This is a genomic window from Novosphingobium sp. (assembly GCF_020852455.1).
Lineage (GTDB): Bacteria > Pseudomonadota > Alphaproteobacteria > Sphingomonadales > Sphingomonadaceae > Novosphingobium.
Genome location: NZ_JADZAT010000010.1, coordinates 73,360 through 94,148, shown reverse-complemented (window position 1 = coordinate 94,148; position 20,789 = coordinate 73,360). Strand labels below are relative to the sequence as shown.

General features: G+C 65.7%; 24 protein-coding genes. 9 read left to right on the top strand and 15 right to left on the bottom strand.

All coding sequences use genetic code 11. The annotated features are described in order from the left end of the window. The first annotated feature begins 20 nt into the window (after positions 1–20). The 4 genes from IT549_RS04495 (at position 21) to IT549_RS04480 (ending at position 3,029) form a co-directional block, all read left to right on the top strand. Positions 21–1,481 carry a S41 family peptidase gene (locus tag IT549_RS04495; protein WP_292970244.1) on the top strand — a complete coding sequence of 487 codons (1,461 nt, stop codon included), beginning with the start codon at positions 21–23 and terminating at the stop codon, positions 1,479–1,481. 84 nt (positions 1,482–1,565) lie between these two features. Continuing rightward, positions 1,566–1,892 carry a metalloregulator ArsR/SmtB family transcription factor gene (locus tag IT549_RS04490; protein WP_292970242.1) on the top strand — a complete coding sequence of 109 codons (327 nt, stop codon included), beginning with the start codon at positions 1,566–1,568 and terminating at the stop codon, positions 1,890–1,892. Further along, positions 1,889–2,371, top strand: coding sequence for an ArsI/CadI family heavy metal resistance metalloenzyme (locus IT549_RS04485; RefSeq protein ID WP_292970241.1), 483 nt, complete (start codon positions 1,889–1,891; stop codon positions 2,369–2,371). Before IT549_RS04490 ends, IT549_RS04485 begins: the two co-directional genes overlap by 4 nt. A 4-nt stretch (positions 2,372–2,375) precedes the next feature. Next, positions 2,376–3,029 (top strand): aquaporin, encoded by a 654-nt coding sequence (locus IT549_RS04480; RefSeq protein ID WP_292970240.1) that lies wholly within the window; start codon positions 2,376–2,378, stop codon positions 3,027–3,029. Here IT549_RS04480 and IT549_RS04475 read toward each other — a convergent pair. The 3 genes from IT549_RS04475 to IT549_RS04465 all read right to left on the bottom strand — a co-directional run bounded on the left by IT549_RS04475 (position 3,026) and on the right by IT549_RS04465 (position 5,708). After that, positions 3,026–3,880 (bottom strand): arginyltransferase, encoded by an 855-nt coding sequence (locus tag IT549_RS04475; protein ID WP_292970239.1) that lies wholly within the window; start codon positions 3,878–3,880, stop codon positions 3,026–3,028. The genes IT549_RS04480 and IT549_RS04475 overlap by 4 nt on opposite strands. A 164-nt stretch (positions 3,881–4,044) precedes the next feature. After that, the gene (locus tag IT549_RS04470; RefSeq protein ID WP_292970238.1) at positions 4,045–5,283 is read right to left on the bottom strand and encodes a threonine ammonia-lyase; all 1,239 of its coding nucleotides are present in this window, start codon (positions 5,281–5,283) and stop codon (positions 4,045–4,047) included. Between the two features lie 41 nt (positions 5,284–5,324). Beyond that, positions 5,325–5,708, bottom strand: coding sequence for a VanZ family protein (locus IT549_RS04465; protein ID WP_292970237.1), 384 nt, complete (start codon positions 5,706–5,708; stop codon positions 5,325–5,327). Positions 5,709–5,808: 100 nt separating this feature from the next. Between IT549_RS04465 and IT549_RS04460 the strand changes: the two genes are divergently transcribed. Together IT549_RS04460 and IT549_RS04455 are read left to right on the top strand one after the other, a co-directional pair. After that, complete coding sequence (locus IT549_RS04460; RefSeq protein ID WP_292970236.1) at positions 5,809–6,702, top strand: NAD(P)-dependent oxidoreductase; 894 nt, start codon at positions 5,809–5,811, stop codon at positions 6,700–6,702. After that, complete coding sequence (locus tag IT549_RS04455) at positions 6,702–8,375, top strand: amidohydrolase family protein (RefSeq protein WP_292971098.1); 1,674 nt, start codon at positions 6,702–6,704, stop codon at positions 8,373–8,375. Before IT549_RS04460 ends, IT549_RS04455 begins: the two co-directional genes overlap by 1 nt. On the opposite strand, the gene tatC is transcribed toward IT549_RS04455, so the two are convergent. From tatC to IT549_RS04410, 9 genes are all read right to left on the bottom strand, one after another. Further along, positions 8,376–9,170, bottom strand: coding sequence for a twin-arginine translocase subunit TatC (tatC, locus tag IT549_RS04450; RefSeq protein WP_292970235.1), 795 nt, complete (start codon positions 9,168–9,170; stop codon positions 8,376–8,378). Beyond that, entirely contained in the window at positions 9,170–9,622 is a 453-nt protein-coding gene (gene tatB, locus IT549_RS16165) for a Sec-independent protein translocase protein TatB (protein ID WP_365776173.1), read from the bottom strand. The genes tatC and tatB overlap by 1 nt, the downstream gene beginning before the upstream one ends. A gap of 30 nt (positions 9,623–9,652) precedes the next feature. Continuing rightward, positions 9,653–9,898, bottom strand: coding sequence for a twin-arginine translocase TatA/TatE family subunit (locus tag IT549_RS04440; protein ID WP_292970234.1), 246 nt, complete (start codon positions 9,896–9,898; stop codon positions 9,653–9,655). 52 nt (positions 9,899–9,950) lie between these two features. After that, a complete protein-coding gene (gene scpB, locus IT549_RS04435; protein ID WP_292970233.1) occupies positions 9,951–10,583 on the bottom strand; it encodes an SMC-Scp complex subunit ScpB in 633 nt (210 codons plus the stop codon). Next, positions 10,580–11,386 (bottom strand): ScpA family protein, encoded by an 807-nt coding sequence (locus tag IT549_RS04430; RefSeq protein WP_292970232.1) that lies wholly within the window; start codon positions 11,384–11,386, stop codon positions 10,580–10,582. Before IT549_RS04430 ends, scpB begins: the two co-directional genes overlap by 4 nt. Beyond that, positions 11,383–12,396 (bottom strand): beta-N-acetylhexosaminidase, encoded by a 1,014-nt coding sequence (gene nagZ / locus IT549_RS04425; protein WP_292970231.1) that lies wholly within the window; start codon positions 12,394–12,396, stop codon positions 11,383–11,385. The genes IT549_RS04430 and nagZ overlap by 4 nt, the downstream gene beginning before the upstream one ends. Before the next feature lie 71 nt (positions 12,397–12,467). After that, positions 12,468–13,175 carry an SPOR domain-containing protein gene (locus IT549_RS04420; RefSeq protein WP_292970230.1) on the bottom strand — a complete coding sequence of 236 codons (708 nt, stop codon included), beginning with the start codon at positions 13,173–13,175 and terminating at the stop codon, positions 12,468–12,470. 2 nt (positions 13,176–13,177) lie between these two features. Next, on the bottom strand, positions 13,178–14,923 hold the full coding sequence (argS, locus tag IT549_RS04415; RefSeq protein WP_292970229.1) for an arginine--tRNA ligase: 1,746 nt from the start codon (positions 14,921–14,923) through the stop codon (positions 13,178–13,180). A 220-nt stretch (positions 14,924–15,143) separates the two neighbouring features. Then, complete coding sequence (locus IT549_RS04410) at positions 15,144–15,794, bottom strand: hypothetical protein (RefSeq protein WP_292970228.1); 651 nt, start codon at positions 15,792–15,794, stop codon at positions 15,144–15,146. Between the two features lie 81 nt (positions 15,795–15,875). Between IT549_RS04410 and ispH the strand changes: the two genes are divergently transcribed. From ispH to rnhA, 3 genes are read left to right on the top strand one after another with little or no spacing between them, the layout of a single operon-like run. Continuing rightward, positions 15,876–16,838 carry a 4-hydroxy-3-methylbut-2-enyl diphosphate reductase gene (gene ispH, locus IT549_RS04405; RefSeq protein ID WP_292970227.1) on the top strand — a complete coding sequence of 321 codons (963 nt, stop codon included), beginning with the start codon at positions 15,876–15,878 and terminating at the stop codon, positions 16,836–16,838. 1 nt (position 16,839) lies between these two features. Beyond that, positions 16,840–17,823, top strand: coding sequence for a homoserine kinase (gene thrB / locus IT549_RS04400; protein WP_292970226.1), 984 nt, complete (start codon positions 16,840–16,842; stop codon positions 17,821–17,823). Beyond that, positions 17,820–18,257: a ribonuclease HI gene (gene rnhA / locus IT549_RS04395; RefSeq protein WP_292970225.1), complete on the top strand. Its 438-nt coding sequence runs from the start codon at positions 17,820–17,822 to the stop codon at positions 18,255–18,257. The genes thrB and rnhA overlap by 4 nt, the downstream gene beginning before the upstream one ends. A 157-nt stretch (positions 18,258–18,414) precedes the next feature. On the opposite strand, the gene IT549_RS04390 is transcribed toward rnhA, so the two are convergent. From IT549_RS04390 to IT549_RS04380, 3 genes are all read right to left on the bottom strand, one after another. After that, positions 18,415–18,591 (bottom strand): YegP family protein, encoded by a 177-nt coding sequence (locus IT549_RS04390; RefSeq protein WP_292970224.1) that lies wholly within the window; start codon positions 18,589–18,591, stop codon positions 18,415–18,417. A 64-nt stretch (positions 18,592–18,655) separates the two neighbouring features. Beyond that, on the bottom strand, positions 18,656–19,741 hold the full coding sequence (locus tag IT549_RS04385) for an FAD-dependent oxidoreductase (RefSeq protein WP_292970223.1): 1,086 nt from the start codon (positions 19,739–19,741) through the stop codon (positions 18,656–18,658). A 5-nt stretch (positions 19,742–19,746) separates the two neighbouring features. Beyond that, positions 19,747–20,706: an alpha/beta hydrolase gene (locus tag IT549_RS04380; protein ID WP_292970222.1), complete on the bottom strand. Its 960-nt coding sequence runs from the start codon at positions 20,704–20,706 to the stop codon at positions 19,747–19,749. Positions 20,707–20,789: the final 83 nt, after the last annotated feature.

Below are 20,789 nucleotides of genomic sequence, written 5' to 3'. Positions count from 1 at the left end.
GCCCGGCGATCACAGCGTTCATGAACAGACGCACATTCCTTCACGCCGGATCCACTGGCACTTTCGCTCTTGCTGCCGGAACCTTATGGCCGGGCACTGCCCGGGCTGCGTCCGGCGGCCTTGACGATGTCGAGATCGTCCGCCGAGCACTGGACCTTCATCCCGGGCTCTACCGCTACAACACCCCGCGTGGCTTCGCCGCCAAACTTGACGACTTCGCCCGGAACTGGGCTGCGCGGCCTGACCGCGCTTCGCGGTTCCTGGCGCTGTCGCGATTGACCGCCGAGGTCCGCTGCGGCCACACCCAGTGCAATCCCTTCAACCAGAGCGACACCGTGGTGGCAGAGCTGTTCGACCGGCCGACCCGCGTGCCGTTCCGGTTCGTTTGGATCGGCGAAGAGATGGTCGTCACAGGCGATAGCGGCGCCACCACCGGAATCGAATGCGGCAGCGTGGTCGAGCGCCTGAACGGGCAGCGCCCGGCAGCAATCCAGCACAGCCTGCTGCGCTATGCCCGCGCCGACGGCAGCAACGATGCCAAGCGCCGGGTGCAGATGGAAATGCGCGGCGATGAACAGTTCGAGACTTTCGACATCTTTCAGGGCCTGCTGTTTCCGCCCGGGCCGGAAGGCCACCGGGTAACCTGGCGCGATCCTGCAGGCCGGCGGCACAGCGCGGTGTTACCAGCCATTTCCTATGCCACCCGCAAGGCGCTGCTGCCCCCCGAACCGGCCGGGGATCAGCCGCTGTGGGACTGGCGGATCGACCAGGCCGGGATCGCCATCCTGACCATGCCGAGCTGGGTGACCTATCACGGCAAATGGAATTGGCAGGGCTGGCTGAAAGACCGCTTTGCCAGCCTTGGCGGGGCCAAGGGCCTGGTGATTGATCTGCGTCGCAATGAAGGCGGGACCGATTGCGGCACCCTGATCCTGCAGCATCTGATCAGCCGGACCGTCTATCCCATGCCATATGCAACCCGCGTGCGGTTCCGCGAGGCGCCGGCGCAGTTGCTTCCCTATCTCGACACCTGGGATCGATCGTTCCGGACTCTGGGCCGCAACGGCCGCGACGCTGGCGGCGGATTTTTCGACCTGCCCAGCGACGATGATGAAACCGAATTCGCCGCGATCAAGCCACTTCCCCCGCAGATCCAGGTGCCGGTGGCCGTGCTGATGGGACCGGTCAACAGCTCGGCCACATTCAGTTTTGTACGCCGGGTGCGGGAAACCGGCGCGGCCCGGCTGTTCGGCGGGCCAAGCGGCGGCAATCTGCGTGGGATCAACGGCGGGGCAATGTTCTTTGTGCGCCTGCCCGAAAGCGGGCTTGAGTTCGACCTGCCGCTCAAAGGCTTCTTTCCGCGGCTGGCCCAGCCCGACGCCGCAGTCCAGCCGCATGTCAGGATCATCCCTAGCGCCGCTGACATCGCAGCCCTGCGCGATCCCGAGCTGGCGGCGGCCCGCAGCTGGATTCTTGGCTGACAGGCTGACGACGCTTTGAGCGGGGGACTTGACAGTGCGCTCATTGATTCGATATTTCCACATTTATCGAATCATGGAATCAAAATGGACGCCACCCAAACCATCCGCGCCCTGTCCGCCCTGGCCCAGGAACACCGCCTGGCCGCGTTTCGCCTGCTGGTTGAAGCGGGCCCCGATGGGCTGGCGGCTGGTGCGCTGGCTGACGCGCTGGGGATTCCGGCCTCTTCGCTCAGCTTCCACCTGGCCCAGTTGAGCAACGCCGGGCTGGTCAGCCAGCGCCGGGTCAGCCGCTCGATCATCTATGCGGCAGACTATGCCGCAATGAACGGCCTGCTTTCCTACCTCACCGAAAACTGCTGCGCCGGGGGATTATGCGCTCCGGCCACAACTGCCGAAAGGATTGCCTCATGAAGCGTTTTCACGTTCACGTCGGCGTTGCCGATCTCGATCAGTCGATCGCCTTCTACAACGGTCTGTTCGGCCAGCAGCCCAGTGTGACCAAGCCGGATTACGCCAAGTGGATGCTGGACGATCCGCGGGTCAATTTCGCCATTTCGGTCAAGGAAGGGGCAACAAAGGGGATCGAGCATCTGGGGCTGCAGGTTGAGGATCAGGGCGAACTGGCCCAGGTCTATGCCGCACTCGAAGCGGCCGGTCGCCCGGTGCTGGAAGAAGGCGCGACCACCTGCTGCTATGCCAAGACCGAAAAGAGCTGGATCGCCGATCCCGACGGCGTGGTCTGGGAAGCCTTCCTGACCACCGGGGATTCGACCGTCTATGGCGCCGCGCCCGAACTGGAACAGCTGGTTTCGGCCAATGCCGCTGCAGGATCGTGCTGCGCGCCCGCCGCCGCGCCGCAGGCAGCGGCCGCGACCGGCGGATGCTGCTGAACCCGTGAAGCGCACACTGTGGGCAGAAGCGGTGGGCAGCTTCCTGCTGTTCGCAACCGTGATCGGATCGGGCATCATGGCCGAGCGGTTGGCCGACGGGAATGTGGCGGTTGCACTCCTTGCCAACACCGGCGCGACGGCCGCGATGCTTTACGTCCTGATCGCCATGCTGGAGCCGATTTCCGGAGCGGAATTCAACCCGGCGGTCAGCCTGGTGATGCGGCTGCGTGGCCAATGCTGCTGGAAGGGCCTGGTTGCGCGCGTTGCTGTGCAAGTGGCAAGTGGTGTGCTGGGTGCGTGGTGCGCCCATGCGATGTTCGGGCTGCCGATACTCCAGATCTCGCAGCATGTGCGCGCAGGGACCGGGCAATGGCTGGGCGAGTTCATCGCCACATTCGGGCTGGTCCTGACGATATTGCTGACTGCGCGCCATCGCCCGCAATCTGTCCCGGCCAGCGTCGCACTCTTTATCGCGGCGGCTTACTGGTTCACCTCGTCAACCAGCTTTGCCAATCCCGCGATCACGGTGGCGCGCAGCCTCAGCGATACCTTCGCCGGCATCGCTCCGGCCAGCGCGCCAGCCTTTATTGCCGCGCAGCTCGCCGGCGCGCTGGCGGCACTCTGGTTCGACAAAACTGTCCTGGCGGAACCAGCCTAGCCGGCCACCTTGTACTGGCCCTGCACCCCGTGGGCACCGTCCTTGGTGCTGCCATCCAGCGGCAGGGCTTCGGTGCGGCGCATCTGCGCGGCCTTGGCGATCAGGGCATCCTGCTGGGCCGGTTCGAACGCGACCCAGCCGCCGCGGGTCAACCGTTCGAGCGGGCGGTAGCGGATCTTGTACTGCATCCGCGCCGACCCATCGACCCAATAGCCCAGATAGACGTACGGTAGCCCTTCATCCGCCGCGCGGCGGATGTGATCGAGGATGATGTAATTGCCCAGCCCGCTGCGTTTGCCGTGATCGGGCTCATAAAAGCTGTAGATCATCGACAGGCCATCGCCCTGGCGATCGGTCAGGCAGGCACCGACCAGCCGGCCGGGCGTCCCATCGCTGCTGGGTTCGCGATATTCGATCAGCCAGCTATCGACCGGGGTGTGTTCGACCATGTCGGCGAAATCGATCTCGTCCATGCTGGTCATCCCGCCGCCGGGATGGCGCTCGCCCAGATAGCGCTGGAGCAGTTCGAACTGTTCGGCGGTTGACCAGGGGCGGCACACGCTCGACACCAGATCGCCGTTGCGCTTCAGTTCGCGCCGCTGGGTAGCGGACGCGCGGAACTGATCGGTCACCACCCGCACCGAAATGCAGGCCGAACAATCAACGCATGACGGGCGGTAGGCCACGTTCTGGCTGCGGCGAAAGCCGATCCGGCTGAGCGCATCGTTGAGTTCGCTGGCGTGCGGGCCCTTCAGCTCGGTAAACACCTTGCGCTCGCTGCGCCCGGGCAAATAGGGGCACGGGCTGGGGCTCGTGACGAAGAACCGAGGAAAGCGAACGGGAGCCGTCACAACGCGCCAATATCCCTAATCTGGGGTTACCAGGGCGTTATGCCGACAAGGGCAGCGCGTTGAAAGAACTTTAACCACGAAACGTGGTAAACAGATGGTTATTATGCACAGCCCGGTGACCTGCCCCGCGCTGGGGTTCGCCCCCCAGAACAGGTCGTGGGCGGCTAGCCCAGTTCGACCAGTTCCACCGAATAGCCCTTTTCACCCAGGCTTTCGACCAGCGCATCCAGCTGTTCGCGGTCGCGCGCTTCGCATTCGATGTCGGTGATCAGGCCCTTGGCCGGCAGGTGGGTGAAGATCCTTTGGTGGTAGATCTCGATGATGTTGACATTGTGATTGTCGAATTCGCGCATCACCTTGAACAGCGCGCCGGGGCGGTCCTGCAGGGTCAGCCGCAGCCGCGCGAGGCGGCCCGAGCGGGCAAGATCGCGCAGCAGCACATTGGCCAGAAGGCGGGTATCGATATTGCCGCCAGTGATCGGGATCCCGATCTTGCGGCCCTTGAACCGCGCCGGATGGGCCAGCACCGCCGCCAGACCTGCCGCACCCGCGCCTTCGGCCACGGTCTTTTCGATCTGCAGCAGCAGCGAAACCGCGCGTTCCAGCGCGCTTTCGTTCACCAGCACCACATCGTCGAGCAGCTTGCGCAGCATGGCCGAGGTGAATTCGCCCGGTTCCTTCACCGCGATCCCTTCGGCCAGGGTATCCCCGCCGCAGGGCAGCTCGTTATGGCGCAGCTTGTTGTACATCGAGGGGAACAGTTCCGCCTCGACCCCGATCAGCGCGATATCGGGCTTGATCGCGCGCGCGGCCACGCTCATCCCGGTAGCCAGCCCGCCCCCGCCCACCGGGATTACCAGCATGTCGAGATCGGGCACCTGCGCCAGCATTTCGAGCGCGACAGTGCCCTGCCCGGCGGCCACGTGCGGATCGTCGAAGGGGTGGACGAAAGTCAGCCCCAGTTCTTCTTCCAGCCCGCGCGCATGGGCATATGCCTCGTCAAAGGTCTCACCATGCAGCACCACCTTGCCGCCCAGCACTTCGGTCTGCTGGACTTTCACCGTGGGCGTGGTGCGCGGCATGACGATCGTCACCGGCACGCCCAGCCGCCCGCCGTGGTACGACAGGCCCTGCGCATGGTTGCCGGCCGACGCCGCGATCACGCCGCGGTTGGCCTTGTCACCGCCCAGCAGCAGCATGGCGTTAAGCGCGCCGCGTTCCTTGTAGGCGGCGGTGAACTGAAGGTTTTCGAACTTCAGCCAGATTTCCGCGCCGGTAATCTCAGACAGGGTCCGCGAATAGTCCATGGCAGTTCTGACCACTGCGCCTTCAATGCGCGCGGCGGCCGCGTGCACATCGTCGATGGTCAGTAGCGAATTGGCGGAGTCGGTCTGGATATTCATGACGCCGCCGCCCTAGGGCAAAGCACGGGAGGCCGCAAATGCTAAGTTGTTTCGTCTGACGGCAGAAAACGTAGCAAAAATTGCGCAATCAGCAGAGCCAGCGCAACAGCAATGCTATCGGCGAGCCAGTCGCGCCAGTCGCTGTCGCGGTGCAACATGGGGATCGCCTGCGCCACTTCGATCGCGGCGCCGAACAGCGACAGTCGCAGCGCGATCGCCCAGATCTTCGACGTCCGCCAGGCCAGGCGTGCGACCAGCGCCAGCACGGCAAAGGCCAGCATGTGCTGAAACTTGTCGCCGAACCGGTCGATCGGCAGCTGCGGCGGCTTGGGCAGCAGCGCCATGGTCAGCGCAAAGGTGGCGAGCAGCCAGAACAGCGGACGCAGCAGGCGCGGCGAAAGCAGGCGGAGGATGAACGATGGCATTGCGCTGCGATAGTGGCAGGAGGGCCCAGCACAAAATGGTTTTGCTATGCCGCAATAATGCATCTGGCGAACGATGCGAAAGCGGCTAAACAGCAGGGATATGACCACGCCCCTCAACGTATCGTTCCTGGGCCTGGGCGTGATGGGCGGCGCGATTGCGCGGCATATCGGCCAGGCCGGGCACAAGCTCACGATCTTCAACCGCACCCCGGCACGCGCCGCCAGGTGGCAGGAAGCCAACCCCGGCCTGGCCGCGCGCGTTGCCAAAAGCCCGGCCGAAGCGGCCGAGGGCGCCGATGTGGTGCTGACCTGCGTTGGCAATGACGATGACCTGGCCGATGTGGTGCTGGGACCGACCGGGGTGTTTTCGGCGATCGGCAAGGGCGCGGTGTTCATCGACCATACCACCGTTTCAGCGCGGATTGCCCGGCAGATCCAGGTCGAGGCGCGCGACCTGATGGTCCACTGCGTCGATGCGCCGGTCACCGGCGGGCAGGCCGGGGCCGAGAACGGCACCCTGACCGTGATGTGCGGCGGCCGCGACGATGCGATCGAGGCGGCGCGCCCGGTGATGGAAGCCTATACCAAGCGGATCGTCCATGTCGGCAAGGCCGGCGCCGGACAGACCACCAAGATGGTCAACCAGATCGCCTTTTCCGGAATCCTCGCAACCTTGAGCGAAGCGCTGCGCTTTGCCGAGGCGGCGCATCTTGATCTCGATAAGGTCTATCAGGCGATCTCGGGCGGCGCGTCGCAATCGTGGCAGATGGACAACCGCTGGAAGACGATGTGCGAAGACAGCTTCGACTTCGGCTTCGCGATCGACTGGATGCGCAAGGACATGGGCCTGGCGATGGACGAGGGACGTTCGCTGGGCGTTTCCTTGCCGGTCGCGGCGCTGATCGACCAGTTCTATGCCGAGGTTCAGGCTATGGGCGGCGGGCGGCAGGATACCTCTGCGCTGGTCCGCCGCTTGCCCAGGAAGGGGAAATGATGCTGCGTACCATGCTGGCGGCGGGTGCCGCGCTGATCGCCCTGGCCAGTCCGGCCATGGCCGACACCCTGCTGGATAATGTCGATGGCATGACGCTCGACGCCAACAACGCGGTGGACCATTTCACCGGGCTGGTGATCGACAACGATGGCCGGATCAAGCAGGTGCTGCACCGCGGCGACAAGCGACCCCGCACCGACTATGCGATCGACGGCAAGGGCCAGTTCCTGATGCCCGGCCTGATTGACAGCCACGCGCATGTGATGGGCGTGGGGATCGGGGCGATGACGCTGGATCTGTCGGAAACCAAGTCGCTGCCCGAAGCGCTGGCCCGGATCGACGCCTATGCCAAGGCCCACCCCGATCGCCCGTGGATCCTGGGTCGCGGCTGGAATCAGGAGCTGTGGCCCGACAAGCGGTTCCCGACTGCGGCCGACCTTGACGCGGTGGTGGGCGATCGCCCGGTCTGGCTGCAGCGGGTCGATGGCCATGCCGGCTGGGCCAATTCGAAAGCGCTGGCCCTGGCCGGGGTTACCGCGGCGACCAAGGACCCAGCCGGCGGTCAGATCGAACGTGTGCAGCCCGGCGGCAAGCCGGCCGGCGTGCTGATCGACAACGCGCAGGACCTGGTTGACAAGGTGATCCCCGCCCCGCGCCCCGAAGACCGCGATTTCGCGTTTGCGCTGGCGCAAGACATCTTTTTCAGCCGAGGCGTGACGGCCGCCGCCGACATGGGCACCACGATCGAGGACTGGCAGGCCTTCCGCCGCGCGGGTGACAATGGCACCCTGCGGATGCGGGTGATGAGCTACGCCGCCGGGGTCGATAACATGGTGCTGATCGGCGGGCCCGGCCCCTCGCCCTGGCTTTACCAGGACCGGCTGCGGCTTAACGGGGTCAAGCTTTACGCCGATGGCGCACTGGGATCGCGCGGGGCCAGCCTCAAGGCGCCCTACAGCGATGCACCGGGCACCAAGGGGCTGCGGATCACCGAAAATACCGCGCTGAAGAACATGATGAGCCGCGCAGCGATGGATCACTTCCAGATCGCGGTCCACGCGATCGGCGATGAGGCCGACGCCAGCCTGCTTTCCGCGATCGACGAGCTTTCGGGGACCTATACCGGCGATCGGCGCTGGCGGATCGAGCATGCCCAGATCGTCGATCCGGCCGATATCCCGCAGTTCGGCAAGCACGGGATCATCGCCTCGATGCAGCCCGTCCACCAGACCAGCGACCGGCTGATGGCCGAAAAGCGGCTGGGTCCGGACCGGCTCAAAGGCGCCTATGCCTGGAAGACGATCCAGACAACCGGATCGAAGCTGGCCTTCGGGTCTGATGCCCCGGTTGAGCTGGCCGATCCCTTTGTCGGCATGGCCGCCGCGATCAGCCGCCAGGGCACCGATGGCGAACCGGCCGGCGGCTGGCAGCCGCAGGAAAAGGTCACCCGTGAAGAGGCACTGGCCGGCTATACCGTCAACGGCGCCTATGCGGGCTTTGCCGAAGGCCGCTTTGGCCGGCTGGTGGTGGGCGAGCGCGCCGACTTCCTGTTCGTCGATCGCGATCCGATGCTGGCCACCGCGCGCGAGCTGGCCGATACCAAGGTGCTGCAGGTCTATGTGGGTGGCCGGCTGGTCTGGGATGCCAAGACCGCGAAGAAGCCGGGCAACTGATCAGGCAGGCGGCGGCGCCAGATCGGTGCCCGCCGCCTTGCTTTCCCGGCGTTCGCCCAGCCACATCACCAGCAACGCGCCTTCGAACAGCAACACCAGCGGCACCAGCAGCAGGATCTGGCTGACGATATCGGGCGGGGTGATGATCGCGGCGATCACCGCCATCAGCACGATCATGTACCGGCGCAGTCCGATCAGTTGCTTGCGGCTGACGATCCCGGCGCGGTTGAGCAGCAGCAGCAGCACCGGCAACAGGAAGCTGATCCCGAAGGCCAGGATGAACTGCATCACCAGCCCCAGGTAATCCCCCGCAGCCGGCAGCGCTTCGACGTTCAGGCCGCCCTTTACACCCTGAAAGCCCAGCATCCATTTGAACGCGGTGGGCATCACCACCAGATAGGCCAGCGCCGCCCCGGCAAAGAACAGCACCGGGGTCATGAACAGGAACGGCAGGAACGCCTTCTTTTCCTTGGCGTAGAGTCCGGGCGCAACAAAGGCCCACAACTGGTTGGCAATCACCGGGAAGGCCAGCATGAAGCCGCCGAACAGCGCGACCTTCAGCTCAACGAAAAACGCTTCGTACAGTTTGGTGTAAACCAGCTTGCCCTGACCAGGCGGAAACGCCTCGGTCAGCGGACGGATCAGAAAGCCGAAGATGTCGCTGGCGAAGTACAGGCAGATGGCAAAGGCCACCCCCAGTGCCAGGATCGATCGCATCAGCCGGGTGCGCAGTTCGATCAGGTGATCGAGCAGCGGAGCCTGGCTTTCATCGATGTCGCTGACCTGGAAGACCATTACCCGGCCTCTACGCCATCGGGCGTCCGCTTGGTCGATTTCCGGGCCTTTGCCGGCTTGCGCGGCTTGGTCGTCCTAGCAGCCTTGGCCGGTTTCGCGGGCTCGGCCGGCTCGGTCGGCTCGGTCGGCTGGGCAACGTCTTGAACATCGCTGGGCAACGGCTCGGCATAGGTGCCGGGGTCTGGCCCCACCAGCGCGCTGTCATCGCCGCTCGCAGGCGGGTGCGCGGCCATGATCGCGTCGTTCTGCGCCTTCCACTGCTTTTCCATGTCCTCAAGCTCAGCCTCGCGGATCATGGTTTCGATACCGGAACGGAAATGGCCGGAAACACGGCGCACCTTGGCCACCCAGCGGCCCACCGTGCGCATCGCGCGCGGCAAGTCCTTGGGCCCGATCACCACGATCGCAATGACCGCAGTGAACAGCATTTCATCCCAGCCGATATCCAACATGGCGTCGCCTAGCCCAGCCGCGCGCGGCGGCTATTGCTGGTTGTTCTTGCTGGCGTCGATCGTGGTATCGCCGTTCAGCGTGGCCTGCCCGGCAGGCGGCGGCGGGGGAATCTGGCTGGCGGGCGGCTGGCTCTTGTTTTCATCGCCCATGCCTTCCTTGAAGCTCTTGATGCCTTTGCCAAAGTCACCCATGATTTCAGAGACGCGACCGCGGCCAAACAGCACCAGCACGATGATCAGCACCACGATCCAGTGCCAGAGCGAAAAACCACCCATTGTTCCAAACTCCATCTGGGGCGCGAAACCCGTTAGCCCCTCAGCACGCTATCTAGGCGCTTTCTTCCTCACTTGCCAGTCCGGCGTCGGATTCATCGTCCTGATCGCCGCCCACGGTCGCCATCGCCTCGGCCAGCGCATCCTCCACCGGATCGAGCAGCCCGGCAGCGCGCAATTCATCAATGCCAGGCAGGTCGCGGCGGCTTTCGAGCCCGAAATGGGTCAGGAAATCGGGCGTAGTGGCATAGATTACCGGGCGCCCCGGAACTTCGCGGCGGCCAACGATCCGCACCCAGCCGGCTTCCATCAGCACATCGAGCGTGCCCTTGGCGGTCTGCACCCCGCGGATCGCTTCGATCTCTGCACGGCTGACCGGCTCGTGATAGGCGACGATCGCCAGCACTTCGGTGGCCGCGCGCGACAGGCGGCGCACCTCCTCACGCTCGCGCCGCAGCAGGTGGGCAAGGTCCGGCGCGGTCTGGAAATGCCAGCGCTTGCCGCGCTCGACCAGTTGTACCCCGCGTTCGCGATAGGCCTGCTCGAGTTCCGCCAGCGCGGCCTTCACGTCAGCGCCGCCCAAATGAACCGAAATCGCCTCCGCGCTCATCGGTTCGGTCGCCGCGAACAGCGTTGCCTCGACCGCGCGGACCAGATCATCGGGGCGGACGGCGTGCTGTTCGCTCATGCCCGGATCCCCCGCAGGCGAAGCGGCCCGAAGGTATGATCCTGGCTGATTTCGGCCTTGCCCAGCCGCGCCAGTTCAAGCGCGGCGACAAAGCTGGAGGCGAGCGCCGACTTGCGCAATTTGGGATCGGCGTGCGGCGGCAGGAATTCGCGCAGCTCCATCCAGTCCAGGTTGACCCCAAGCATCGATGAAACCCGGCTAAGCGCCGAATCCAGCGTCATCACCATCCGGTCACGCACCATGTGCACCACCGGCGCGGTGCGCGCCTTGACCTGACCATAGGCCTGGACCAGCGCGAACCAGTCACACTGCCACAGGCTCTTGCGATCGACCCGCAGCCCTTCGGGCGCACCGCGCATGAAGGTATCGCGGCCCAGCCGGTCACGCCCCATCAGCCGCGCTGCGGCATCGCGCATCGCCGCCAGCCGCTGCAGCCGCAATTGCAGCCGCAGCGCCAGTTCTTCGGGGCTGGGATCGGCCTGTTCGTCACGCGGCAGCAGCAGCGCGGACTTCAGATAGGCCAGCCAGGCCGCCATCACCAGATAATCGGCCGCCAGTTCCAGCCGCAGCGCTTCGGCCTGTTCGATATAGGTCAGGTACTGGTCGACCAGTTCAAGGATCGAGATCCGCCGCAGATCGACTTTCTGCCGCCGGGCCAGATCGAGCAGCAGGTCAAGCGGCCCTTCCCAGCCATCAAGCTCAAGGTACAGCGCGGCATCCTCGCTGGCCGCGCTGGCAACGCCTTGCCAATCATCCTCGGCAAAGGTCACTGCCGGGCTGTCGATCAGGCCGTCTTCAGTCATGCTGTCACCAGCCCCAGCAGGGCATCGCGCTTGGCCAGCAGTTCGCCCTGCTGCGCGACATCGCCGTGCATGGTCATTTCCGCCAGCGCGCGGTCAAGCCGGACGCGGGTTGCCTCGCCCATGGCGGGCAGCCGTTCGCAGATCCCGGTCATGTCGTCCATCCTGGCCCAGCAATTGAGCGCAATGTCACAGCCCGCCGCGATCGAGCGTTCGGCGCGTTCGGGCACCGAACCGCTGAGCGCCTCCATATCTAGGTCGTCGGTGATCAGCAGCCCGTCGAAGCCGATCCGCCCGCGGATAATTTCGCGGATAATCCAGGGGGATTGCGTGGCCGGGTTCTCGGTGTCCCAGGCGGTGAACAGCAGGTGCCCGGTCATGCCGGTCACCGCGTGGTTCAGCGCCCGGAACGGCGCAATATCCCATTCCAGCTCGGCATCGCTGGCATCGACCGTCGGCATCGCCTTGTGCGTATCGCAGTGCGTGCGGCCGTGGCCGGGCATGTGCTTGATCGTGCCGACCACCCCGGCCCGGGCCAGCCCTTCCAGCACCGCGCGGCCCAGTGCCGCCACCCGCAGCGGCTCGTGACCAAAGGCGCGGTCGCCGATGACATCGTGCGCGCCCGCCTGGCGAACATCGAGCACCGGGGCATGGGTGCAGCTGATCCCCACTTCGGCCAGATCCAGCGCCAGCGCATGGGCATTGGCGCGCGCCGCCTCGATCGCGCTGGTCGGGGCGAGGTCATAAAGCCGTTCAAACGCTTCGCCTGCCGGATAGGCCGGCCAGACCGGCGGCTTCATCCGCTGGACCCGCCCGCCTTCCTGATCGATCGTGATCAGCAACCGCTCACGCCCGTGAATCGCACGCAGATCATCGGTCAGCGCGCGGATCTGGTCACGGCTTTCGACATTGCGTCCGAACAGGATGTAACCCGCCGGATCGGCCTCACGGAAAAACGCGCGCTCATCGGCGCTGAGGGTCAATCCGGAAAGGCCGAAGATGGCGGGCGTCATAACCGGGCGAAAGTCGCAGCAGGAGAGGGATTCGGCAAGCTGCCGCGCGCCGGATCGTGTGGATTATCGCGCTATTTCACCTGGCAGGAAATGCCTGCGGCCTTCAGCTTGCCGCACAGCGTATTGGCCGCGCCGGTATCGGGTGCCACCGCCTGCAGGCGATAGACCGTCCCGGCCTCGGCCGTGCCCTGAACCACGCGGTGCGAAACGCCCGACAGCGCCCCGCCGGCCTTGGTGCCCAGCTGGGTCCAGAACGCCTCGGCCTTTTCCTTCGATGAGAAGGCGCCGACCTGGACCCCAACCCCGCCCGAAGGGGCGGTCGCAGCGCCACCGGCCGGAGCAGCTGCAGGGGCAGGCGCGGCCGGGGCAGCGCTGCTGCCGGCCATCTGCGCGGGCCGGGTCTGGCCCTCGGATACGGCAAAGCTGGTGTCACCGGTGCCGTCGAAGGTCTTGCCGCCCGGATCCTTGGGCGCTTCCTTGTAGGGCTTGTCATCGGCCGCGACCAGGCTGCCGTCGGCCACCAGCGCCGGATCGGGATTGCGGTGCGTGGCCCAGTAGATCCCGCCAACGATCGCGCCTAGCGCCAGCACGGCCAGCACGCCCAGCCGCGCGGTCTGGCCCCAGTCGGTGCCTTCGTAGTCGGCGTAGTCCTCGTCGTCGGAGCTTTCGAGCCAGGGCAGGCGTTCGTCCGCGTCTTCCAGCGCCAGCTGTTCGGTCTCCAACGGCTCGCCGTCGTGGTCTTCCCAGCTTTCCTCGCGATCCCCGTCGATGCCCGCCATGACTACATTTCCTCTACTGCCTCCACGCCCAGGAGGGCGAGGCCATTGCGGACAAGTTGCCCGATTTGGGACGCAAGATAAAGCCTTGAAGCCGTTAGCTTACCATCTTGTGCCACGATGAAGCGCTTTTCCGGCTTGTCGTTGCCAAGGTTCCAGTAAGCGTGGAAGGCGGCGGCCAGATCGTGGAGGAAGAATGCCACCCGGTGCGGCTCGCGCGCCTGGGCTGCGCCTTCAACCAGCCGCGGGAACTGTGCGCCCAGCTTGATCAGCTCAAGCTCTTCGGCGCCCAGCAGCTCCAGCGCATCGGCTGAGGGTGCAAAGCCCTCCGCCTCCGCCTTGCGCAGGGTCGAGCGGATCCGGGCGTGGGCGTATTGCACATAGAACACCGGATTGTCCTTCGATGCCTCGACCACCTTGTCGAAATCGAAGTCCATCTGCGCTTCGGGTTTGCGGGTCAGCATGGTGAAGCGGACCACGTCCTTGCCGACCATTTCGACCACATCGGCCAGCGTCACGAAGTTGCCGGCGCGCTTTGACATCTTGAACGGCTGGCCGCCCTTGAGCAGCTGGACCATCTGAACCAGCTTGACCTCGAACGGCTTGGGCGCGCCTTCGGCCCCGGTCATTGCCGCCACCGCCGCCTTGATCCGCTTGACCGTGCCGGCATGATCCGCGCCCCAGATATCGACCAGCGCATCGGCGCTTTCGGCTTTCTGGAAGTGATAGGCGAGGTCAGCGCCGAAATAGGTCCAGCTGCCGTCGCTCTTCTTGATCGGGCGATCCTGATCGTCACCGAACTTGGTCGAGCGGAACAGCGGCAGTTCGACCGGTTCCCAGTCATCGGGCGTCTTGCCCTTGGGCGCTTCAAGGTGGCCGTCATAGACCAGATCATGCGCGCGCAGCCATTGTTCGGCCGCGTCCGGCTTGCCGGCGGCCTGCAGTTCGGCCTCGGATGAGAACAGGTCGTGATGGATCCCCAGCAGGGCAAGGTCGGACTTGATCTCTGCCAGCATGGCCGCAACCGCGCGGGTCCGGAACGGCACCAGCCATTCGCTTTCGGGCGCGGAGACGAACTGGTCGCCGAATTCCTTTGCCAGCGCCTCGCCCACCGGGACCAGGTAGTCCCCCGGATAGAGCCCCTCGGGAATCTCGCCCACTGCTTCGCCCAGCGCCTCGCGGTAACGGACATGCGCCGAACGGGCGAGCACATCCACCTGCCCGCCGGCATCGTTGACGTAGTATTCGCGGATCACCTTGTGCCCGGCGAATTCGAGCAGCGCGGCCAGCGCATCGCCCACCACCGCGCCGCGGCAATGCCCCATGTGCATCGGCCCCGTGGGGTTGGCACTGACATATTCGACGTTGACCGTGCTGCCACCGCCCATGGCCGAACGGCCATAGTCGCCAGCCAGCGCGGCAATCGCGCGCAATTCGGTAAGCCAGGCGGCGGCATCCAGCCGCAGGTTGATAAAGCCCGGCCCGGCGATCTCGGCCGAAGCCACACCCGGAACCTTGACCAGTTCGGCCACCAGCGCCTCGGCCAGCGCGCGCGGATTCATGCCCGCCGGCTTGGCCAGCACCATCGCGGCATTGGTTGCCAGATCCCCGTGGCTGGGATCGCGCGGCGGTTCCACCGTGATCGGGCCACGGTTCAGCCCACCCGGCAGCGTTCCCGCCGCTTCAAGCGCATCGAGCGCGGTGTTCAGGTGCCCGGCATAGGCGGCATAGATGGTCTGCATCGTGGTCATGGCGGCGCGGTTAGCCTGTTTGCTTTGATAAGGAAATCCCAAGGGCCATCGCCCCCGGGATGCCGAGGGTGTGGCGATAATTGGCCCAGGGTGGTGCGAGAATGGCGGATTTCGAGAACCGGCGCGCCCCCTTCGACAAGCTCAGGGTTGTCGTAACCGGAACCGGAAGCGCAGAAAGCTGCCGTTCGCAGCCCTCCCTGGGGCAATTATCGCCGCACCCTCAGCGGGTGGCGTTGTAGACCAGCTGATCCTGGCTGAGCTGAAAACCCACCAGCACGTCGAAAGTGGCGCGGGTTACCGCGGCCTTGACTTCGGGCAGGGTCAGCGGATCGACAGCGGCGTCCTGCTGGCCGGCCCGGCGTCGGCGGGTCAACCGTTCGCGGATATCGGCCGGCAGGGTCGCTTCAGCGCGGTCGATCGAGGCGCTGCCCTGGCCGCTGGCCTGGGCGCGGTCCTGCCCGTCGGCGAAATTGACGGTGGCCTGGCCAACCCGCTTGGTGATCACTGCGCGCCCGCCGCGCAGCACCGTGACGAAATAGGGCACGGTCACCTGGCGCGCGCCGCGCGTATCGGTGCGGCGCACCAGCACATCGAAGGTCACGTTGGTCACCACCTTCTCACCGGCGTCGCTGCACTGGCTGCGCACGTTGGTCATCGCCGCGATCCAGTCGATATTGCCTGCGGTGGTATCGCCAGCCGTGCGGAACTGCGTGATATCCCCGGTATTGTTGGGAATCCCCACCGCCGGGCAGACCCCGCGCACGGCGGTGATGCCCACGCCTTCATCAACCACGATGTCGCCCTTGGTCTTGCACCCGGCAAGCGCGGCGGCCAGCGCGATGGCGGAAATCAGGCGGAAACGAGCGGTCATCGAGGCGTCCTTGGTTAAGCCCATGTGGTCTTCGTGTGCATGCCCTAGCGGCGCGCGGGGCAAAGCGCTAGGGGGGCCAAGATGAACGCCCCATTTCCAACCCCAGAAAAGCCTGCATTGCGCATGCTGCTGGCCGCCCCGCGCGGTTTCTGCGCCGGGGTCGATCGCGCGATCGACATCGTCGAGCTGGCACTGCAGCGCTATGGCGCGCCGGTCTATGTCCGCCACGAAATCGTTCACAACCGCTTCGTGGTCGATAGCCTGAAGGCCAAGGGCGCGGTGTTCGTCGAGGAACTGGACGAGGTTCCCGATGGCGTGCCGGTGGTGTTCAGCGCCCATGGCGTGCCCAAATCGGTGCCCGCAGCGGCCACTTCGCGCGGACTGGACTGGCTGGATGCGACCTGCCCGCTGGTCAGCAAGGTCCACCGCCAGGCCGAACGCCAGATCGAGGCCGGGCGGCACATCCTGTTCATCGGCCACCACGGCCATCCCGAAGTGGTCGGAACGATGGGGCAGGTGCCCGAAGGCACGATCACCCTTGTTGAAACGGTGGACGACGTTGCCGGGCTGGACTTTGACGACGAAAGTCCGCTGGCCTTCCTGACCCAGACGACGCTGTCGGTTGACGATACCGCCGAAGTGGTTGCCGCGCTCAGGGCCCGGTTCCCGCAGATCGTCGGCCCCAAGGCCGAGGACATCTGTTACGCCACCTCCAATCGCCAGGCTGCGGTCAAGACGATTGCGCCGCAGTGCCAGCTGGTGCTGGTGATCGGCGCGCCCAACAGTTCGAATTCGCTGCGGCTGGTCGAAGTGGCCGAACGCTGCGGCGCCCAGGCCCGGCTGGTCCAGCGCGGCGCCGAAATCGAAAGCCACTGGTTTGACGGTGTGGACGTGCTGGGGCTGACCGCCGGGGCCTCTGCCCCCGAAGAGCTGATCCAGGAAGTGATCACGCGAATCGGTGAATTCCGCGACGTGACGATGGAACAGGTGGTCACCGCCGAGGAAAAGATGGTGTTCAAGCTGCCCCGGCAACTGGTGGACTGAGATGGCCGTTTACACCCAGCTGGGCGCCGAGCAGCTTGCCGAGCTGATCGCCCATTTCGATGTCGGCGAACTGGTGATGGCCAAGGGGATCGCCGAAGGCGTGTCCAATTCGAACTGGCTGATCGAAACCACCGGCCAGGATGGTTCGGGCGCACGCTTTATCCTGACCATGTATGAATTCCGGATCGAGCTGGAAGACCTGCCCTATTTCCTGTCGCTGCTCGATCACCTGGCGGCCAGGGGCTGCCCGGTGCCGCGCACGATCCATGACCGCGATGGCGCGCTCTACCGGATGATCGGCGAAAAGGCCGTGGCGCTGATCGAGTATCTGCCGGGCGTGTCGGTCAGCGAGCCCACCGCCCAGCAGGCTCGCGCAGTCGGGGCGGAACTGGCGCGGATGCACCTGGCAGCGGCGGACTTTGCCGGATCGCGCGCCAACAGCATGGACCTGGCCGAATGGCGGCGGCTGGCCGATGCCTGCACCGCCCAGGGGCTGACCGATATCGATCCGGCGCTGGCCGGACTGGTTGAGCGTGAACTGCCGCTGCTGGCCGCCGCCTGGCCACAGGACCTGCCGCGCTGCGTGATCCATGCCGACCTGTTTCCCGATAACGTGCTGATGCTGGGCGGGCAGGTTACGGGCATGATCGACTTCTATTTCGCCTGCAACGATCTGACCGCCTATGATGTCGCGGTGACCCATGCCGCCTGGTGCTTTGATGGTTCGGGGCAGACATTCCTGGCGGAGCAATCGCGCGCGCTGCTGGCGGGCTATGAATCGGTCCGGCCGCTGAGCGCTGCCGAGCGTGCGGCGCTGCCGGTGCTGGCCCGCGGGGCGGCGATGCGGTTTGCGATGAGTCGGGCCTATGACTGGATCAACACCCCCGCCGATGCGCTGGTGACCCGCAAGGACCCGATGGCCTTTGCGCGCCGGCTCGAATTCTATGCCGATCCGGCCAATGCCGGGATCTTCGCCGCGGCATGAAGCAGGTCGAGATTTTCACCGATGGCGCCTGCAAGGGCAATCCCGGCCCGGGCGGCTGGGGCGCGGTGCTGCGTTCGGGCGGGCATGAAAAGGAACTGTCGGGCCATGACCCGGCCACCACCAACAACCGGATGGAACTGACCGCGGCGATTGAAGCGCTCAAGGCGCTGAAAAGCCCGTGCGAAGTCCAGCTCTATACCGACAGCAAATATGTGATCGACGGGATCACCGGCTGGATCTTTGGCTGGCAGAAGAACGGCTGGAAGAATTCGCAAAAGAAGCCGGTATTGAATGCCGACCTGTGGCAGGCGCTGCTGGAAGCCAAGCGCCGCCACAAGGTATCATGGCATTGGGTCAAGGGCCACGCCGGCCACCCCGAGAACGAGCGCGCTGACCAGCTGGCCAGCGACGCGGCGCTAGGTAAGGATAAATAAGAGTCCGTTCGTGGTGAGGAGGGACTGCCACTGAGCTTGTCGAAGGGGCTGGCCCGTCTCGAACCACCGCGTGCGCACGCAGGTCCTTCGAGACACCCTTCGGTCTTCGACAAGCTCAGCCCTACGGGCTCCTCAGGATGAACGGTGTTCTTTCGGCCTAGCTGTTGTCTTCAACCGGGGCGCCAGGGCCGTTCTTCTTGATCGATTCGATCGCGTTTTCGGCGCTGGCCTTGCTTGAATAGCCCTCGGTCGAGAACATCACTTCCGAATTGTATTTGAAGCGAACGCGGAATTCGCCAGCCTTGTCCTTGTAGATTTCGAACTTGTGAGCCATCGGTCTGTTCCTTGACTGGTTGAGTCCCCCATGGCCTCAAACCTAGCGCAACTGCCCGGTTTTGCTAGTGAAATCTGTCCGGCAAATAAGGCGCCGGATCAACCGCGCCGCCAGTCCGCCCCAGCAGCAGCCCTACCGCCAGATCGGCGGCCGCCGGTGCGGTCTGGATGCCGAAGCCGCCCTGCCCCGCGCACCAGAACAGGCCCGGCACCTTGGGGTCAAAGCCATAGATCGGCAGGCGATCGGGCGCGAAACTGCGCAGCCCGGCCCACTTGTGCTCGACTCGCCTGACCGGCCACTGGGCAACATCTTCCAGCCGGGCAATCGCGGTCGCCACGTCGATCTCCTCGGGTGCGGCATCGCACGGCGGATTGGGGGTTTCATCGTGCGGCGACAGCCACAGCCGGTCACCTTCGGGCCGGAAATAGAAGCTGCCGTCAAAGCCCAGCACCAGCGGCAGCTCGGGCGGAACCGGAGCCCCCATGGCCAGCTGGGCAATGGTGCGGCGATAGGGCTGCACGCCCAGCGGCCGGGCGCCGGCAAGTTCAGCAACCGGATCGGCCCAGGCTCCGGCGGCGTTGACCAGCACATCGGCGGAAAAGCGGCGTCCGTCCTCAAGCGCCAGCTGCCAGCAGGAACCTTCGCGGCGGGCCTGGGCCAGCCGGGCGCGGCACTGCAGTTCGGCCCCGCCCTGGCGGGCCTGGGCAAGGTAGAGCTGGTGCAGCGCGGCAACATCGATGTCGCAGCAATCGGGTTCGAGCACGCCATGCTGCCAGTCGCCCCGCAGGCCCGGTATGCGGCAGGCCAGCGCCGCGAATTCAAGCCGTTCGATCCGCACGCCCAGCCCGGCGAATTCGCCAGCAAACCGGTCCAGCGCCGCCGCCTCGTCCGCGCGCGCCAGGGTCAGCGCACCGCGCGGACGCAGCAGGCCATGCTGCTTGAGGAACGGCCCGGAAGCCGCGGTAAGCGGCAGGACCAGCGGCCCGCCATAGCTTTCGGTCCAGAACGCGGCGGAACGTCCGGTGGCGTGGTAGCCGGGCCGGTCCTCGGCCTCGAGCAGCAGGACCCGGCCCTGCCCGGCCAGTCCTGCGGCCAGCGAAGCGCCCGCCATGCCGGCTCCGACGATCGCAAAATCGAAGCGCCCACCCATTGCCGTCAGCGCGCGGCAACCCGCGCCAGCAAGGCATCGCAGGCCGCCAGCGCGCGGTTCCTGACCGAATCGGCCTCCCGCAGGATCTCGTGCCGGGCTTCCTTGCCGAAATGGACCAGCTCGCAATCGCCCAACCGCGCGGCGGCCCGCGCGATGGCCTTCCAGCCAACCAGCTTGTCATCGTCGGTGGCGACGATCACCGTCGGCACCTTGACCGCTTCAAGCAGCCCCGGCGTTTCCAGGAACCGCATCGAGGCATAGGCGCGTTCGACCCAGCCCCAGCTGCCCGGTCCCATCACCAGCTGCGGGCGCTGGCTGCGCCACCACAGTTCGTCGGCATAGCGCTCGGCATCGTGCGACAGCAGGTGCGCGCGCTCTTCGGGCACTTCGCCAGGGGCCTCGCTCCATTTCCAGGCCGGGCGGCGCGGATCGCCCAGCGCGCGAATCGCCTTGGCCGCCTGATGCATCACCGCCTGCGGCAGCAGGCTGGCGGTAAAGCCCAGCATCGGCGCGGACAGGATCAGCGCATCGGGATCGGCCAGTCCTTCGGCCACGGTGCGCAGCGCCAGATGTCCGCCCATCGAATGCGCCGCCAGCACATGTGGCCCCGGCGTTTCGGCCTTCCAGCGTTTCCACAGCAGGGCCAAGTCTTCAACCCAGGTGGCGAAATCATCAATATGGCCGGTGACCGGATCCTTGCCCAGCCGCCCCGAATCCCCCTGCCCGCGCCAGTCGCTGGCGGTGACGTGCCAGCCCAGCTCATTCCAGTGCGCCAGCGTTTCGAGGTATTTTTCGTAGAAATCGCCGCGTCCGGGCAGGAACAGGATCGAGCCCTTGGCGTCTGCCTGCGGGGCCGGCCAGTCAATCCGCCGGATCGCCCAGCCATCGCCCGCCTGCCAGCGGCTTTCGCTGGCTGCGGAAGGAATCGCGCGACGATCGAAGGCCGGTAAGCTTGCTTGCGACATTTGGATAATTCCAGCCTCTCGGCACTGGTTACTTTTTAGTAAGTCCTGCCCCTTAGACAGTCTCCCTGAGACCAGGGGGGCTG

What these genes read in the sequence shown, in the direction of transcription:
- nagZ (WP_292970231.1), bottom strand. Translation starts at nt 12,396, where the DNA reads ATGACGCCCGCCATCTTCGGCCTTTCCGGATTGACCCTCAGCGCCGAT.
- argS (WP_292970229.1), bottom strand. Translation starts at nt 14,923, where the DNA reads ATGACCACGATGCAGACCATCTATGCCGCCTATGCCGGGCACCTGAAC.
- tatB (WP_365776173.1), bottom strand. Translation starts at nt 9,622, where the DNA reads ATGTTGGATATCGGCTGGGATGAAATGCTGTTCACTGCGGTCATTGCG.
- tatC (WP_292970235.1), bottom strand. Translation starts at nt 9,170, where the DNA reads ATGGTCTTCCAGGTCAGCGACATCGATGAAAGCCAGGCTCCGCTGCTC.
- IT549_RS04430 (WP_292970232.1), bottom strand. Translation starts at nt 11,386, where the DNA reads ATGACTGAAGACGGCCTGATCGACAGCCCGGCAGTGACCTTTGCCGAG.
- IT549_RS04495 (WP_292970244.1), top strand. Translation starts at nt 21, where the DNA reads ATGAACAGACGCACATTCCTTCACGCCGGATCCACTGGCACTTTCGCT.
- IT549_RS04410 (WP_292970228.1), bottom strand. Translation starts at nt 15,794, where the DNA reads ATGACCGCTCGTTTCCGCCTGATTTCCGCCATCGCGCTGGCCGCCGCG.
- rnhA (WP_292970225.1), top strand. Translation starts at nt 17,820, where the DNA reads ATGAAGCAGGTCGAGATTTTCACCGATGGCGCCTGCAAGGGCAATCCC.
- IT549_RS04390 (WP_292970224.1), bottom strand. Translation starts at nt 18,591, where the DNA reads ATGGCTCACAAGTTCGAAATCTACAAGGACAAGGCTGGCGAATTCCGC.
- thrB (WP_292970226.1), top strand. Translation starts at nt 16,840, where the DNA reads ATGGCCGTTTACACCCAGCTGGGCGCCGAGCAGCTTGCCGAGCTGATC.
- IT549_RS04440 (WP_292970234.1), bottom strand. Translation starts at nt 9,898, where the DNA reads ATGGGTGGTTTTTCGCTCTGGCACTGGATCGTGGTGCTGATCATCGTG.
- IT549_RS04490 (WP_292970242.1), top strand. Translation starts at nt 1,566, where the DNA reads ATGGACGCCACCCAAACCATCCGCGCCCTGTCCGCCCTGGCCCAGGAA.
- IT549_RS04485 (WP_292970241.1), top strand. Translation starts at nt 1,889, where the DNA reads ATGAAGCGTTTTCACGTTCACGTCGGCGTTGCCGATCTCGATCAGTCG.
- IT549_RS04385 (WP_292970223.1), bottom strand. Translation starts at nt 19,741, where the DNA reads ATGGGTGGGCGCTTCGATTTTGCGATCGTCGGAGCCGGCATGGCGGGC.
- scpB (WP_292970233.1), bottom strand. Translation starts at nt 10,583, where the DNA reads ATGAGCGAACAGCACGCCGTCCGCCCCGATGATCTGGTCCGCGCGGTC.
- IT549_RS04465 (WP_292970237.1), bottom strand. Translation starts at nt 5,708, where the DNA reads ATGCCATCGTTCATCCTCCGCCTGCTTTCGCCGCGCCTGCTGCGTCCG.
- IT549_RS04455 (WP_292971098.1), top strand. Translation starts at nt 6,702, where the DNA reads ATGCTGCGTACCATGCTGGCGGCGGGTGCCGCGCTGATCGCCCTGGCC.
- IT549_RS04380 (WP_292970222.1), bottom strand. Translation starts at nt 20,706, where the DNA reads ATGTCGCAAGCAAGCTTACCGGCCTTCGATCGTCGCGCGATTCCTTCC.
- IT549_RS04420 (WP_292970230.1), bottom strand. Translation starts at nt 13,175, where the DNA reads ATGGCGGGCATCGACGGGGATCGCGAGGAAAGCTGGGAAGACCACGAC.
- IT549_RS04460 (WP_292970236.1), top strand. Translation starts at nt 5,809, where the DNA reads ATGACCACGCCCCTCAACGTATCGTTCCTGGGCCTGGGCGTGATGGGC.
- ispH (WP_292970227.1), top strand. Translation starts at nt 15,876, where the DNA reads ATGAACGCCCCATTTCCAACCCCAGAAAAGCCTGCATTGCGCATGCTG.
- IT549_RS04470 (WP_292970238.1), bottom strand. Translation starts at nt 5,283, where the DNA reads ATGAATATCCAGACCGACTCCGCCAATTCGCTACTGACCATCGACGAT.